Below are 14,779 nucleotides of genomic sequence, written 5' to 3' on the forward strand. Positions count from 1 at the left end.
GCAGCCCGTGTGCACCGCCTGCGCGCTGCAGCGTTCCAGCGGCCGCGTCGATGCACACCGACGTGAGGATTCCACCGCCTTGGCCATCGTCCAGTTCCCGCTTCAGCTCGTCTCGCGCCGCATGCTCGCGCCCAGCGTCGGTCACTACGCCTTCGTGCGTGCCGACGGGCAGCCGCTGGATTTCATCCCCGGCCAGTTCATCCAGGTGCATTTCGAGTACGCGGACGGCACGGCGACCAAGCGTAGTTATTCGCTCGCGACGATCCACGATCACGCGATCGGTCCCGGCGAGGCGGTGGAGATCGCGGTGAGCTACGTGCCGGGCGGCGCGGCGACGGCACTGTTCGAGAGCCTGGAAATCGGCGGCAAGGTGAACGCGAGCGGCCCGTTCGGGCGTTTCTGCCTGATGCCGCAGGACGCGAACCGTCGCTACCTGCTCATCGCGACCGGCACCGGCGTGACGCCGTATCGCGCGATGCTGCCGGAGCTCGAGAAGCAGATCGCGAGCCGCGGCATCGAAGTCGTGCTGCTGTTCGGCGCGCGCACGCCGGTCGAACTGCTGTACGGCGACGAGTTCCGCGCGTTCGCGGCGAAGCATCCGTCCAACTTCCGTTTCGTGCCGTGCTTCTCGCGCGAACTGCCCGCACCCGATTCGCCCCAGGCGCACGCGGACGTGCGCCACGGTTACGTGCAGCAGTTCCTCGACGAGTTCGCGCCGAATGCGGACGGCGACATCGCGTATCTGTGCGGCAATCCGAACATGGTCGACGCGTGCTTCGAAGCGCTGAAGGGCCATGGCCTGCCGGTGCCGCAGATTCGCCGCGAGAAGTACGTCAGTTCGAAGTAGCGCCGCACGGTCCAAGCGCGTTCCACGTCCGCGCCGGGCCCGCTGAACCGTTGTGCCGTCGCTTTGCCGTCCGTCGGCCGCCGTGTAAAGCACGCTTGACAGCCCGCTACCGCCGGTCCTAACGTGCCTGTCAAGTTTGTTTGACAGGCCGTCATGACCCGTTTTTCGCCCCGCCTCTTCATCGCTGCCGGTGCCGCCGTCCTGGCGTCCGCCGTGGCGATCGGCTTCTTCGCGCCGCACGTGCCGGACTTCGTCCGCGGGATGCTCTACGGCGTCGGCGTCGCGCTGGTCTTCGGCGGCGTGCTGCGCTCGCAGATGCCGGACGCCTGCGACGCCAGCACGCCCGCGCTGCGCCGCCGCTACATGCGCGAGTTCGTGCCGCCCATGGTCGGCTACGTCGCGACCATCATGGGCTCGGTCTGGCTGCTGAAGTCGGTGACCGATCCCGCGCTGCGTGCGCTAGTCGCGCTCGCGCCGGTGCCGTTCATCGCCCTCGCGATGCGCGCGGTGGTCCGCTACATCCGCGACACCGACGAACTGCAGCGACGCATCGAAGTCGAAGCGGTGAGCTTCGCGACGGCGCTCGTGTCGCTCGGCTATTTCACCGCGGGGCTGCTGCAGGCCGCGAAGGTGATCGACGTGCCGTCGGCGGTCGCGATGATCTGGGTATTCCCGCTCATCTGCCTCGTCTACGGCGTCGCGAAAGTCGTCATTTCGCGGCGGTACGCCTGACATGGAAAGCCGCGTGCGCGAACTGCGGGAAACGCAGGGCTGGTCGCAGGGCGAACTCGCCGATCGACTCGCGGTGTCGCGCCAGACCATCAACGCGATCGAGACCGGCAAGTACGACCCCAGCCTGCCGCTCGCGTTCCGAATCGCGCGCCTGTTCGGCGAACCGATCGAATCCATCTTCATTCCCGGAGACCTGGCATGAACCCGCAGCATCCGCGTGTCCTTGCGCTTTTCGTCGTCGCCATCGGTTGCGCGGTGATCGCGATCGTCGGCGACCGCCCGATGTTCGCGACCACGCTGTTCCCCGCGCTTTACATCGCGGCGTTCGGCGGCGCGCAGCGTCGTTGCCCGGCGCCGCTCTGATCCATCTCGTCGTTCCCCTCTGTCTTACCGGAAGGAATCCATGTCCCGCACCCGAATACTCGCGAGCGCACTGACGCTCGCGCTCGCCGGCTGCAGCGGCGCCGCGCACGGGCCCGTCGCCCACAGCGACGCCGAGTCGGCCAAGCGCACCGTCGGCCGCGTCGCGTTCGAACCCTGCGCGTTGTCGAGCGCACTCGCGGCGCAAACCGTCGACGGCATGTGCGGCAGGCTCGCCGTGCCGGAAAACCCCGCGCAGCCGAACGGTCGCAAGATCGACCTGCGCATCGCCTGGCTGCGTCCGAACGACAACGCGGACGTCGCGGCGGACCCGGTGTTCTTCCTCGCCGGCGGCCCCGGCCAGGCGGCGAGCGAATACGCCGCGCAGGTGCAGGGCGCGCTGCACGAGGTGCTGAAGACGCGCAACGTCTTCCTCGTCGACCAGCGCGGCACCGGCCAGTCGGCGCCGCTGGATTGCCCGAAGGAATTGCGCGACGAATACAAGGATCGCGAGGACGACGGCGCGATCGCCGACTACTCGGCCAAGTGCGCCGCTGCGCTGAAGAACGATCCGCGTTTCTTCACCACGACGGTCGCGGTGGAGGATCTCGACACCGTGCGCAAGGCGCTCGGCGCGCAGACGATCGATCTCGTCGGCGTCTCGTACGGCACGCGCGTGGCGCAGCAGTACGCGATGCGCCACCCGCAGCAGACGCGTGCGGTGGTGCTCGACGGCGTGCTGCCGAACGACGTCGTCGCAGGCGGCGAATTCGCACGCACGTTCGAACGCTCGCTGGAACTGCGCGCCAAGGCCTGCGAGACCGACAAGGCCTGCAAGGCGCGTTATCCGCAGGACCTGCGCGCGCAGCTGGCGACGCTCAAGCAGCGTCTGGCCAACGCGCCGGTCGACGTCGAATACCGCGACCCCGCGACTGGCGAGGCGAAGCACGACAAGCTCACCGCGCAGACCGTCGTCGGCCTGACGCAGCTGTTCTCGTACGTGCCGCAGGCCGCGGCGCTGTTGCCGGTGGTCGTCGACGAAGCGGTGCACGAACGCTACGGCCCGCTCACCGCGCTCGCCTCGCTCGGCGGCGAATCGATGGCGGGTAGCATGAACCGCGGCATGCAGTGGTCGGTGATCTGCGCGGAAGATGCGGATCGCTACGTCGAAGATCCGCGCGATGCCACCACCGCGCTCGGCACCGACATGGCGCGCACGTTCTTCGCCGCCTGCCGCACGTGGCCGCACGGCACGCGTCCGGCCGACTTCAACAAGCCGCTGACCGGCAACGTGCCGGTGCTGCTGATGTCGGGCGAACTCGATCCGGTGACGCCGCCGTACTACGCGGACCGTGTTGCGAAGGCGCTGCCGAACTCGAAGGCGGTCGTGCTGAAGGGCCAGGGCCACAACGTGATGGGCACGGGCTGCATGCCCAAGCTCATCGGCAAGTTCATCGAAACCGCCAACGCGAAAGCGCTCGACACGACGTGCACCAAGACGGTCGCGCCCGTGCCGCCGTTCACCAGCTTCAACGGATGGGAGCCGTAAGCCGGCCATGATCACCGCACGTAATCTGCACAAGGCGTTCAAGACCAAGGCCGGCGTGGTCAAGGCGGTCGACGGCGTCGAATTCGAAGCCCGCGACGGCCAGATCACCGGCCTGCTCGGTCCCAATGGCGCCGGCAAGACCACCACGCTGCGCATGCTCTACACGCTGATGCATCCCGACAGCGGCGAAGTGCTGGTCGACGGCATCGACACCGCGAAGGATCCGATCTCGGTGCGTCGCGCACTCGGCGTGCTGCCCGACGCACGCGGCGTCTACAAGCGACTGACCGCGCGCGAGAACATCGCCTACTTCGGCGAACTGCACGGCATGTCGTCATCGGCGATCGCCGCGCGCACGCAACTGCTTGCACGCGAGCTGCAGATGGAGGACATCCTCGATCGCCAGACCGAAGGCTTCTCGCAGGGCCAGCGCACCAAGACCGCGATCGCCCGCGCGCTGGTGCACGACCCGAAGAACGTGATCCTCGACGAGCCCACCAATGGCTTGGACGTGATGACCACCCGCGCGATGCGCGGCTTCCTGCAGCAACTCAAAGCGGAAGGACGCTGCGTGATCTTCTCGAGCCACATCATGCAGGAGGTGGCCGCGCTCTGCGATCGCATCGTGATCATCGCGAAGGGGCAGGTGGTCGCCAGTGGCACGCCGGACGAGCTGCGCGCGCGCTTCGGTGAAAGCAATCTGGAGGATGCCTTCGTCAAGGCGATCGGTTCGGACGAGGGCCTGCACGCATGAAGACCGGACTGCTCTCCACCGTGTGGTCGGTGATGCGCAAGGAACTGCGCGACATCTCGCGCGATCGCCGCACGCTTGCGATCGCGCTGCTGCTCGGCCCGCTGCTGTATCCGCTGATCATCATCGGCACGGGCTCGATCGCGGAAAAGCGCGCGAAGACCGAACTCGATCGCACGCTCACCAGTCCCGTCGAAGGCATGGAGCGCGCGCCGAACCTGGTCGCGTTCCTCGCGACGCAGGGCATCGTCGCGAAGAGGCCGCCGAAGGACCTCGACGCCACCGTCGCCGACCAGAGCGAGGACGTCGGCCTGCGCATCGACGAGGATTACGCGAAGGACTGGCGTGCCGGTAAGCCGGCGGTCGTCGAGATCGTCGCCGACAGCACGCGTCGCAATGCCGAGATTCCGATGGCGCGCGTGCGTGCGGCGCTGGAAGGCTATCGCGACCAGATGGGCGCGCTGCGCCTGCTCGCACGCGGCATCGATCCGTCGGTGACGCGCGCGGTGAACGTCGGCAGTCGCGATGTCGCCAGCGAACAGGCGAAGAAGGGCCAGGTGCTGTCCATCCTGCTGCCCTATCTGCTCATCCTCGGCTCGTTCCTCGGCGGCGCCTACCTGATCCTCGACGCCACTGCGGGCGAACGCGAACGTCAATCGCTGGAGCCGTTGCTCGCCACGCCGGCGCGTCGTAGTGCGGTCGTGAGCGGCAAGATCCTGGCGGCATGCTCGCTCGGCCTGTTGTCGATGCTGCTCACGCTGCTGTCGTTCAAGCTGAGTGCGCAGATGGCGACGACCGCGCGCATGCTCGACGTCAGCTTCCCGGCGATCGCGAAGATGCTGTTCACGCTGCTGCCGATGCTGCTCATCGGTACGTCGCTGCTTACCTTCCTCGCCGCATCGGCGAAGAGCATGAAGGAGGCGCAGAGTCACATGACGTGGCTGATGCTGCTGCCGATGCTGCCGTCGATCGTGCTGATGGCGAATCCGATCAAGACGCAGCTGTGGCAGTTCGCAGTGCCGTTCCTCGCACAGAACCAGTTGCTGCTGAAGATCGTGCGTGGCGAGGCGATCGACCCGCAGGTGTGGATGGTCTATCTCGCCGCCGGCTTCGGCCTCGCGCTGCTGTTGTGGTTCGCGGCGGTGCGTCGCTACCAGCAGGAGCGGCTGGCGATCTCCGGCTGATACAGCGTCCCGGCGTGTGCGGTTCCCTGCGGCAGCGTTCGCCTTCGGCGGCGCTGCCGCAGTTCTTTTGGGCTCTCGCTTCGGCAACGCGGTGATCGAATGCTTCGATCGCGCATGCCGACGCATCCGACATCGCAGCGGTCCTGCGCGACGTGTCGACGTTCGTGAGCCGTCGCTGACGGGTTTACGGCCGGTTTCACGACGCATCGCCGCCGACCGGTCGACGCTGCATCCCGGACTCGGGAGATCGACCATGCGCAGCATCCTCGCCACCCTCAGGAACGAACACGACCAGCTCCGCGCGCTGTTCGAGCAGATGAACGCGACGACCGATCGCGCGGAGAAGACGCGCCTCGAACTGCTGCAGAAGATCGAGGCCGCGCTCGTGCCGCACGCAAAGTGGGAAGAGCTTGTGTTCTATCCCGCGCTCAAGTCACGCGCGAGCCACGAGCAGAAGCTGCTGTGGGCAACGGCGATGCAGGAGCATCGTGCGGTCGAGCAGAGCGTGCTGCCCGACCTCAAGGCCTGCGAGCCGACGAGCCGCGAATTCGCGGGCAGCGCCAAGGTGATGGGCGAGCTCATCGACCATCATGCGAAGGAAGAGGAACGCGACATCTTCGCCGTCATGCGCGAGCTGTTCACCGCGCAGGAACTGGCCAATATGGACGAGCAGTACGAGGAGTGGAAGGCGTCCGGCATGGGCGAAGGCGTGGCCCTGCACGCGAAGATCAAGACGGGCATCGCATCCATTTTCCGTTCACCGGGTTCCCCCGGGTAAGCAGCGGCGCTTGCGAGCCGTAGGTTCGTGCCGCTGCGAACGCTGAAGCGCCGCGCGCTTCGGTGGAAGAGTCGCCACGGGAAGGGCGGCGGCTCTGACATCGACGGCCGCCGCGCAGATCGGTAGACATTGCACGACCACGCTGACTTTCGGTCGTACCCATCGCCCGCTCGTCACCCAAAGAAAAAGCCCGGCCGAAGCCGGGCTTTTTCGTGCGTCACGTTCGCGGGATCAGGTGCCCGGGTTGAACGTGATCGTGCGGCGCGTGGTGACCGGCGCGTCGACCGGCTGGAAGCGCCAGCGCTTGACCGCGTTGACCGCGGCGCGGTCGAACACGCGCGGCGGGTTCGCACGCACCACGCGTGCGGCCGACACCGAACCGTCCGGCGACACGGTGAACTCGACCTGCACTTCGCCCGACTGCGCCGAACGCAGCGCCTCCGGGGGGAACGCAGGCGCCGGCGTCGACAGTGCACGCAGCTCCGAGTTGCCGCCACCGGCCGCGGGACGCGACGGCGTCGCGGCGGCGGTCTGTGCGGCAGCGGCGCGCTGCGCGGCTTCGCGCTCGGCCGCGGCGCGATCGGCGGCTGCCTTGTCGGCCGCAGCCTTGTCCGCAGCGGCTCGATCCGCTGCCGCCCTGTCGGCGGCGACGCGGTCGGCCGCGGTCTTGTCGGCGAGCTGCTTGGCGGCCAGTTCCTGCTGCTTCTTCTGGTCTTCCAGGCGCTGCTTCTCGAGGTCGGCCTGCTTCTTTGCCTGCTCCTCGGCAGTGAGCTGCTGCTGGGTGGCGCGCTGCTGCGCGACCTGCTGCTGCTCGGTGATCGAGGTCTTCAGGCGGTTCAGCGCCGGATGCTTCGGATCGGCCTTCTCGAGCAGCGCGGTCAGGCGCTGCGCTTCGCTGAAGTCGTCGCGCGCGACGCTCTGTTCGGTCGCGATCACGGCCATCGGCAGCAGGTCGGTCAGCGCGCTCGCCACCGACGGATCGTTCGGCGACTTGTCGCGCAGCGCGAGGTAGTACTCGATCGCGTTGTCGCCGGCCGGCGCGTACAGGCGGTTCTCGTTGTACGCCTTGCTGGCGGCATCGCGCAGCTGGTCCGGCGTCATCGACGCGACCTTGTCGGAAATCACGGTCGCCGGCGTGGCGGCCGGCGTGGCGGTCGACGCGGCCGGGTTGGCGGCGGTCGGCGCGGTGTCGTCTTTGCCACAGGCGGCGAGCAGGCCACCGAGCGCCAACACCAGGGCCACGCGCGGCAGGACGGAAACGCGCGAGGGCGCGCGGGTATCGGAATTCATCGGTCTCACTCCCCAGGAGTGCACGCGGCGCGCGCACGCGCCTAGATCGCTTGTGCCACGGGGCTTTGTCAAGCGCTTTGCCGCTGCTTTTCCGCCCGGATCGTGAAGCGCGTCGCAGGCGGCCGCGGAGGGTCGACGCGTCGCGTCAGACTGCGACGCGGGGCGGCAAGCGGGTCGGGCGGGCGATCGACGCGACGCGACGTCGCGCCGTCAGACGCGCGCCGCGGTTCGCCGGTGCGCGCGGGCCAGCGACAGGGCCTGTTCGATGCCGGTCAGATCCACCGGCTTGACCAGGTGCAGGTCGAAGCCGGCGGCTGCGGTGCGCTCGCGATCCTCTGTCTGCCCCCAGCCCGTGAGCGCGACCAGCGTGATGCGATGGCCGAGCCGAGCGCGCAGTTCGCGCGCGACCGCATACCCATCCGGCGGCGGCATGCCGAGATCGAGGAAGACGAGGTCCGGCGCCTGCTTGTCGGCGAGTGCGAGCAACTGGTTGCCGCCGTACGCGACGCCGACGTGGTCGACGCTGCATTCGAGCAGCATGCGCAGGCTGTCGGCGGCGTCGCGGTTGTCGTCGCAGACGATGACGTGCAGTGCATCGCCGGCATCGTGCGCGGCGCGGCCGACCACGCGCTCCGGCACCGCGCAGGTCGCGCCGAGCATCGGCAACGTCACACGGAACACGCTGCCGCGGCCGGCGCCTTCGCTGCGCGCGCTGACGTGGCCGCCGTGCAGTTCCACGAGTTGCTTCACCAGCGCGAGCCCGATGCCGAGGCCCGTCGGCAACGCGCCGGTATCGGAGCGCCGGCCCTGCACGAAGAGGTCGAACAGTTGCGGCAGCAGGTCCGCTTCGATGCCGATGCCGGTGTCGCGCACTTCGATCGCGACGTCGTCGCCGTCGCGCAGCACGGCCAGCGTGATGTCGCCGCCGGCGGACGTGTACTTCGACGCGTTGTTGAGCAGGTTCACGAGGATCTGCGTGAGCCGCACCGGATCGCCGTCGACCGCGATCGCCGGCGGTGGTGGCAGCTGCACGCTCAGTCGATGTCCCTGTGCCTCGAGCGTGGGGCGCGCGGCTTCGAGCGCGGCATCGACGATCGCCTGCACCGTGACGCGTTCGCGCTTGAGCTCGATCTTGCCTTGGCTGATGCGCGACACCTCGAGCAGGTCGTCGACCAGGCGGACGAGGTGGTCGACCTGACGCCGCATCATCCCGTGCAGTCGCGCGGGCGTCGCCGACGGCGCGTCGTGCTCGAGCAGCGTGATCGCCGTGCGCAACGGCGCGAGCGGGTTGCGCAACTCGTGCGCGAGCGTGGCGAGGAATTCGTTCTTGCGACGATCGGCGACCTGCAGTTCGTCGAGCGCGTCGTTGAGCGCACGCTGCGCATTCAGCCGCTGCAGCGCATCCCAGCATCGCGTGGCGACGGCTTCGACCAGCTGCACTTCGGCCGGCGTCCAGTGCCGCGGCGTGCGCTGGTGTGCGGCGATGATGGCCACGAGCCGGCCATCGACGACGAGGCCGACCGACACGTAGGCGCGCACGTCGATCGCGGCGTGGGCCTCGACGACGTCCTGCATGCTTTCCACGGTGTGCACGTCATCGACTACGAATGGGCGACCGGCGCGATACGCGTCGATCTGCCCGGTGCCGAAGTCGGCGATGGGCCATCGACCTTCGAGCGTGTCGAGTTCCGGCGTGGCGACGTACGCGCCCAGCACTTCGACGAAACCGGCGGCCTCGTCGACCTTGCAGAACGTGCAGCGGTCGAGGCCGAGATGCCGTGCGAGCAACGTGACGCCCTGCGTGAGCAACTCGCGCGGATCGTCGATGGCCTGCGCGTGATCGGCGAGCTGCGCGAGGATGCGATGCCGCGCCTCGCTGTCGCGCAGCGCTTCGTTCGCATGCGCGATCTCGCCGCGTGCATGCGCGAGCTGCAGCACGCCCTGCACGCGTGCGATGAGTTCGCGCGCCTGGAACGGCTTGGTGAGGTAGTCGTCGGCGCCAGCGCGCAGGCCTTCGAGCCGCGCTTCGTCGCCCGCGCGTGCGGACAGAAGGATCAGCGGAAGGCCGGCGGTGTCGTCGTCGTCGCGCAGCCGGCGCAGCAGTTCGAAACCGTCGATGCCGGGCATCATCACGTCGGACAGGATCAGGTCGGGCCGCACCGCGCGCGCGAGCGCCAGCGCCTCGAGGCCGTCGCCGCAGGTCACGACCTCGTACAGCGGCGCAAGCAGGCGTTCGAGATACGCGCGCATGTCGGCGTTGTCGTCAGCGATGAGCACGCGATAGCGCGGGGCGTCGCCGGGCGGTGCGTCGATGGCGAGCGCGCGCGATTCCGACGGCGTGCCGCCGTTGGCGTCGAGCCAGCCTTCGATCTCCTCGACCCAGCCGGCATCCCACGTCGCAGCGTCGCTCTCGTTGTCGTCGATCTGGGCGTCGAGCAGGTGCGCGCGGCCGGTCGGAATGCTGACGGTGAAGCGACTGCCTTCGCCGGGCCGGCTGTGCACCGCGACGCGTCCGCCGTGCAGACGCGCGAGTTCCTGCACCAGCGCGAGGCCGATGCCGCTGCCTTCGATCGAGCGGCCCGCTGCGCCTTCGACGCGATAGAAGCGTTCGAACAGTCGCGCCTGCGCGTCTTCGGGAATGCCGCAACCGGTGTCGCTGACGATCAGTTCGAAGCGCGGCCCGCGGTCGACGATCTCCACCGCGATGCGGCCGGCGAGCGTGAACTTGAACGCGTTCGACAGCAGGTTGAAGACGATCTTCTCCCACAGCCGGCGATCGAGATACACCGGGTCGACGATCGGCGTGATGCGGATGTCGAACTCGATGCCGGCACGCTCGACCGCGGAGCGGAACATGCTGGCGAGATCCTGCGTATAGGCCGCGGCATCGATGCGTCGATACGTCGCCTGCATGCGGCCCGCCTCGATGCGCGAGAAGTCGAGCAGCGTATTGACCAGGCGCTGCAGGCGACGCCCGTTGCGGCGTGCCGTATGCAACAGCGTCTGCACCTGCGCGTCCTCGACACGCTCGCTCACTTCATCGAGCGGTGAGAGGATCAGCGTCAACGGCGTACGCAGTTCATGACTCACGTTCGAGAAGAACGCGGTCTTGGCGCGATCGAGTTCGGCCAGCTGTTCGGCGCGGCGCGCCTGGTCCTCGAACGCGGCGGCGTCGGCCATGGCGTTCGCGACCTGTGCACCGGCGAGCTGCAGGAAGCGCTCGTATTCGCCATCGAGGACGAGGCGTGGGCTCAAGCCGGCGACGAACAGCACGCTCGGCTTGTCGTCCTGCGGCGCGCGGCGCATCGGCACCACATACGCGCGCTCGACCGGCTCGCCCCATTCGCTCGCGACCGGCAGCAGCCCATCGAATCGATCGACCACGCCGGAATGGTTGTGTTCGAGCAGGCGCACGACCTCCTGCGGCAGCGCCGCGATCTCGGACGGCGCGGCCGGCACGCCGGTCGCGGCGACGCGACGTGCCGTCGTGCCGTCGACGCGGTAGATCGCGACGAACGGCAGGTCGCGCGACGCGCTCCTGAGCGTGTCGACCGCACGCGCGCAGGCATCGTCGACGCTGCGCGCACCGATCGAGCGCGCGGACAGATTCGCGATCGTCGCCATGCGCCGCTCGGCGAGCGTGCGCTCGGTGACTTCGGTGACGACGCAGAGCATCGCTTCGATGCGGCCGGTGTCGCCCTGCACCGGGCTGTAGGAGAACGTGTGGTACGTCTCCTCCTTGAATCCGCGACGCTCCAGATAAAGCTCGAGGCCTTCGTCCCACGTCGCTTCGCCGGTGCGCAGCACGTGTTCGATGCGCGGGCCGATGTCGGGCCAGATCTCCTTCCACACCTCGCGCGCGGACGCGCCGATGAAGTCGCGCTTCACGCCGAGCGTCGGCCGGTATGCGTCGTTGCAGAAGAAGGTGAGGTCGTCGCCCCAGGCGAGCCACATCGCGAACCGCGAATCGAGCATCAGCTCGACGACGGTCTTGAGGCTGCGCGGCCACGTCGATGGCGGGCCCAGCGGGGTGGCCGTCCAGTCGCGTTCGGCGATGGTGCGGCGCATGGAGGCGTCGGAAGCCGGCGCGATCCGCGCCGCGGAAACGGTCGGCGTCATGAAGTGGCGTCGGGGAAGCGTGGGGCGAGTATAGGAAGCGTGACGAAGCCTCCCGTGACGATGGTCTTCACGCCCGGCTACAGCGGGCGGACGCGGCCTTACTTGCCGATGCAGAAGCTCGAGAAGATGTGACCGAGCAGGTCGTCGGCGTGCACGCGGCCGGTGATCTCGCCGAGCGCGTCGTGTGCGCGGCGCAGCTGCTCGGCCGCAAGGTCGAGGTGCTCGTAGGCGAGCTGCTCGCGCGCCGCAGCGAGTTCGTCGCGGGCAAGGACGAGCGCATGGACGTGGCGGGTGCGCGCGGTGAAGGCGCCCTGCGCGGTGTCGGCCTGCGGGCCGAGGGCGAGCGCATGAAGGTGACGGCGCACGTCATCGAGACCGGCGCCGGTGCGCGCGGACACCGCGACGAAATCGTGGGGCACATCGCCGCCGGACAGATCGATCTTGTTCGCGATACGCAGCACGTGCGGCACATCGGCGATCGCATCGCGCACCGCCTCGACGCCGGCCTCGGCGTCGCGGGCATCGACCACGACGATGGCCAGGTCCGTGCGTTCGAGTTCCCCCCGCGCGCGACGCATGCCTTCGCGTTCGATCGCATCGCCGCTCTCGCGCAGGCCGGCGGTGTCGACCAGCGTGAGTTCGACGCCTTCGATGCGCACGGTTTCGTGCAGCACGTCGCGCGTGGTGCCGGCGATGTCGGTGACGATCGCGCGGTCGACGCCGGCGAGCGCGTTGAGCAGCGAGCTCTTGCCGGCGTTCGGCGGCCCGACGATCACCGCGTGCAGGCCATCGCGCAGGCGGCGCCCCTGTTCGGCGGCGGCGATCAGCGCATCGAGATCGTGTCCGATCGCGTCGAGGCGGCGACGGAGGTCCACGCCACCGAGCGTGTCGATCGGTTCGTCGGCGAAATCGATCGCGGCTTCGCAATGCACGCGCACGTGTAGCAGGGCCTCGGCGAGTGCGTCGACGCGACGCGAGAAGTCGCCATCCAGGGCGCGGCGGGCGGCGCGGGCGGCGCGTACATCCGCGGCCGCGATGAGGTCGGCGACCGCTTCGGCCTGCGCGAGGTCGAGGCGGCCTTCGAGGAAGGCGCGTTCGGTGAACTCCCCGGGCCGCGCCGGCCGTGCGCCGAGTGCGAGACAGGCATCGAGCAGTTGCGCGAGCACCGCAGGGCTGCCGTGCGCCTGCAGTTCGACGACGTCCTCGCCGGTGTAACTCGCGGGCGCCGCGAAGAGGATCGCGAGGCCGTCGTCGATGACGTCGTCGCCGTGATGGAACTGCACATGATGCGCGTGGCGTGGCGTCAGCGTGCGCTGCGCGATGGCTTCGCCGATGCGGCGCGCCTCGCGTCCGGACAGTCGCACGATGCCGACACCCGCACTGCCGGCGGCGGTGGCGATCGCAGCGATGGTCTCGCGCATCGAAGCCTCCAAACGACGAACCCGCCATGCGGCGGGCCCGTGCGGTGCGTCAGTTCTTCTTCGCCGGCTCGCCGTACTTGCGCAGGAAGTACCACTGCTGCGCGAGCGTGAGCAGGCCGTTCGTGACCCAGTACAGCACCAGGCCGGACGGGAAGAACGCGAACATGATGCCGAACGCCAGCGGCATGAACTGCATCATCTTCGCCTGTGCCGGATCCATGCCGGCGGTCGGCGTGAGCTTCTGCGTCACGAACATCACGGCCGCATTGATGATCGGGAGCACGAAGTAGGGGTCGCGCGCGGTGAGGTCGTGGATCCACAGAATCCACGGCGCATGGCGCAGCTCCACCGACTCCGAAAGCATCCAGTACAGGGCGAGGAAGATCGGCATCTGCACGAAGATCGGCAGACAGCCGCCGGCGGGATTGACCTTCTCCTTCCGGTACAGCTCCATCATCGCCATCTGGAACTGCTGGCGATCCTCGCCGTGGCGTTCCTTGAGCTGCTGCAGCTTCGGCTGCAGACGGCGCATCTTCGCCATCGAGCGGTACTGCGCGTTCGCGAGCGGGATCAGCGCGAGCTTGATCAGCACGACGAGGCCGATGATCGACCAGCCCCAGTTGCCGATGAAGCCGTGCAGCCACGCGAGCACCGCGTACAGCCAGCCCGCGAGCGTCGCCATCGTGGTGTAGCTGCTGAAGTCGACCGCGCGCTCGAGGCCCGGCACCTTCTGCGCGTCGATGCCTTCCACGCTCTTCGGGCCGACCCAAAGTCGCGCTTCGGTGCTCGCGCGCTGGCCGGGCGCGACGTTGAACGTCGGGCCGACTTCGCGGATCACGTAGTTGGTGCCGCCGGTGCCGTTGACGGTGAGCGTGTCGAACTTCGCGCCGTCGGCCGCCTGCGGAATCCACGCAGTGAAGAAATGATGCTGCAGGAACGCGATCCAGCCGCCCTTGACGGTCTTCGACAGCGCGGCGTCATCGGCGAACTTGTCGAACGGGCGCTTCTCGTACTTGTCCTGCGGGCTGTACCAGGCGGCGCCCTGGAACGCGAACACGCGCCCCGAAGTGAAACCGCCCTTGGGTTGCGGTGGCATGGTGCGCGTCAGCAGGCGATACACGCTGCCCTGCCACGGCGCAGTGCCGGCGTTGACCACCTCGTCGCGAACACGCACGGCGTAGTCGTTGCGCGAGAACGTATAGGTGCGGCGAATGGTCACGCCGTTCGCGCCCTGCCAGACGAAGGGCACGTCGAGCGTCGTGGCGCCGGGCGCCAGCGAATACGCACGCGCCGGGCCGGCGGGCACGAAGCCGGCGAGATGCGTCGGCGCAGGCGCGCCCGCCGCGACCCAACCGCTCTGCGCAGCGAAGTAATGCGCCGGATCGGTGGAGAACAGGCGCACCGGGCGCGTCGGGTCGTCGAGGTCCGGATAGCCCGGCAGGTCGGCCTGCAGGATCTGGCCGCCGTCGAGCGTCGCGTCGAGCACGTTGGTGTGCACGGTGACGGCGCTGGGCGTCGCCGGTGTCGCGCTGGCGTTCGCGGTGGGCGCCGTCGGCACGGCGCCGGTCGATGCGGGCGTCGGAATGCCGGCGGCCGGGTTCGCGGCTGCGGCGGTCGTGGTGGTCGTCGGCGTGGGCTGCGGCGGCGCGGCCTTCTCGCGCGTCCATTCCATCCACAAGAGCGACGCCACGAGCAGCCAGGCGAACAGGAGGAAAGCGCGGGTCTGGTTCATCGGCAGGCAGGCTCGG

General features: G+C 68.8%; 12 protein-coding genes. 8 read left to right on the forward strand and 4 right to left on the reverse strand.

Going from position 1 to position 14,779, the window contains the following annotated elements:
* Positions 1-79: 79 nt before the first annotated feature.
* The 8 genes from EVS83_RS12235 to EVS83_RS12265 all read left to right on the forward strand — a co-directional run bounded on the left by EVS83_RS12235 (position 80) and on the right by EVS83_RS12265 (position 6,201).
* Positions 80-847: a ferredoxin--NADP reductase gene (locus tag EVS83_RS12235; RefSeq protein ID WP_281275115.1), complete on the forward strand. Its 768-nt coding sequence runs from the start codon at positions 80-82 to the stop codon at positions 845-847.
* Between the two features lie 153 nt (positions 848-1,000).
* Entirely contained in the window at positions 1,001-1,579 is a 579-nt protein-coding gene (locus tag EVS83_RS12240; RefSeq protein WP_133501320.1) for a hypothetical protein, read from the forward strand.
* 1 nt (position 1,580) lies between these two features.
* The gene (locus EVS83_RS12245) at positions 1,581-1,781 is read left to right on the forward strand and encodes a helix-turn-helix transcriptional regulator (RefSeq protein WP_133501321.1); all 201 of its coding nucleotides are present in this window, start codon (positions 1,581-1,583) and stop codon (positions 1,779-1,781) included.
* A complete protein-coding gene (locus EVS83_RS15695) occupies positions 1,778-1,942 on the forward strand; it encodes a hypothetical protein (RefSeq protein WP_162823861.1) in 165 nt (54 codons plus the stop codon). The genes EVS83_RS12245 and EVS83_RS15695 overlap by 4 nt, the downstream gene beginning before the upstream one ends.
* Positions 1,943-1,982: 40 nt before the next feature.
* On the forward strand, positions 1,983-3,488 hold the full coding sequence (locus tag EVS83_RS12250) for an alpha/beta hydrolase (protein ID WP_133501322.1): 1,506 nt from the start codon (positions 1,983-1,985) through the stop codon (positions 3,486-3,488).
* 7 nt (positions 3,489-3,495) lie between these two features.
* Positions 3,496-4,242 carry an ABC transporter ATP-binding protein gene (locus tag EVS83_RS12255; protein ID WP_133501323.1) on the forward strand — a complete coding sequence of 249 codons (747 nt, stop codon included), beginning with the start codon at positions 3,496-3,498 and terminating at the stop codon, positions 4,240-4,242.
* On the forward strand, positions 4,239-5,423 hold the full coding sequence (locus EVS83_RS12260; protein WP_133501324.1) for an ABC transporter permease: 1,185 nt from the start codon (positions 4,239-4,241) through the stop codon (positions 5,421-5,423). Before EVS83_RS12255 ends, EVS83_RS12260 begins: the two co-directional genes overlap by 4 nt.
* Before the next feature lie 253 nt (positions 5,424-5,676).
* Positions 5,677-6,201 carry a hemerythrin domain-containing protein gene (locus tag EVS83_RS12265; protein ID WP_133501326.1) on the forward strand — a complete coding sequence of 175 codons (525 nt, stop codon included), beginning with the start codon at positions 5,677-5,679 and terminating at the stop codon, positions 6,199-6,201.
* A gap of 231 nt (positions 6,202-6,432) precedes the next feature.
* On the opposite strand, the gene EVS83_RS12270 is transcribed toward EVS83_RS12265, so the two are convergent.
* The 4 genes from EVS83_RS12270 to yidC form a co-directional block, all read right to left on the reverse strand.
* Positions 6,433-7,491 carry an energy transducer TonB gene (locus EVS83_RS12270; protein WP_133501328.1) on the reverse strand — a complete coding sequence of 353 codons (1,059 nt, stop codon included), beginning with the start codon at positions 7,489-7,491 and terminating at the stop codon, positions 6,433-6,435.
* 210 nt (positions 7,492-7,701) lie between these two features.
* Entirely contained in the window at positions 7,702-11,559 is a 3,858-nt protein-coding gene (locus EVS83_RS12275; protein WP_166636894.1) for an ATP-binding protein, read from the reverse strand.
* A gap of 149 nt (positions 11,560-11,708) precedes the next feature.
* On the reverse strand, positions 11,709-13,031 hold the full coding sequence (gene mnmE / locus EVS83_RS12280; RefSeq protein ID WP_133501330.1) for a tRNA uridine-5-carboxymethylaminomethyl(34) synthesis GTPase MnmE: 1,323 nt from the start codon (positions 13,029-13,031) through the stop codon (positions 11,709-11,711).
* 49 nt (positions 13,032-13,080) lie between these two features.
* Positions 13,081-14,763, reverse strand: coding sequence for a membrane protein insertase YidC (yidC, locus tag EVS83_RS12285; RefSeq protein WP_133501331.1), 1,683 nt, complete (start codon positions 14,761-14,763; stop codon positions 13,081-13,083).
* Positions 14,764-14,779 lie beyond the last annotated feature (16 nt).

Origin of the sequence: Cognatilysobacter terrigena (assembly GCF_004361065.1) — a bacterium.
GTDB lineage: Bacteria > Pseudomonadota > Gammaproteobacteria > Xanthomonadales > Xanthomonadaceae > Cognatilysobacter > Cognatilysobacter terrigena.

Bases quoted from the DNA above. Each gene is read 5' to 3' on its own strand.
- EVS83_RS12255 (WP_133501323.1), top strand. From the start codon at position 3,496: ATGATCACCGCACGTAATCTGCACAAGGCGTTCAAGACCAAGGCCGGC.
- EVS83_RS12250 (WP_133501322.1), top strand. From the start codon at position 1,983: ATGTCCCGCACCCGAATACTCGCGAGCGCACTGACGCTCGCGCTCGCC.
- EVS83_RS12260 (WP_133501324.1), top strand. From the start codon at position 4,239: ATGAAGACCGGACTGCTCTCCACCGTGTGGTCGGTGATGCGCAAGGAA.
- EVS83_RS12270 (WP_133501328.1), bottom strand. From the start codon at position 7,491: ATGAATTCCGATACCCGCGCGCCCTCGCGCGTTTCCGTCCTGCCGCGC.
- EVS83_RS12240 (WP_133501320.1), top strand. From the start codon at position 1,001: ATGACCCGTTTTTCGCCCCGCCTCTTCATCGCTGCCGGTGCCGCCGTC.
- mnmE (WP_133501330.1), bottom strand. From the start codon at position 13,031: ATGCGCGAGACCATCGCTGCGATCGCCACCGCCGCCGGCAGTGCGGGT.
- EVS83_RS12245 (WP_133501321.1), top strand. From the start codon at position 1,581: ATGGAAAGCCGCGTGCGCGAACTGCGGGAAACGCAGGGCTGGTCGCAG.
- yidC (WP_133501331.1), bottom strand. From the start codon at position 14,763: ATGAACCAGACCCGCGCTTTCCTCCTGTTCGCCTGGCTGCTCGTGGCG.
- EVS83_RS15695 (WP_162823861.1), top strand. From the start codon at position 1,778: ATGAACCCGCAGCATCCGCGTGTCCTTGCGCTTTTCGTCGTCGCCATC.
- EVS83_RS12265 (WP_133501326.1), top strand. From the start codon at position 5,677: ATGCGCAGCATCCTCGCCACCCTCAGGAACGAACACGACCAGCTCCGC.
- EVS83_RS12275 (WP_166636894.1), bottom strand. From the start codon at position 11,559: ATGCGCCGCACCATCGCCGAACGCGACTGGACGGCCACCCCGCTGGGC.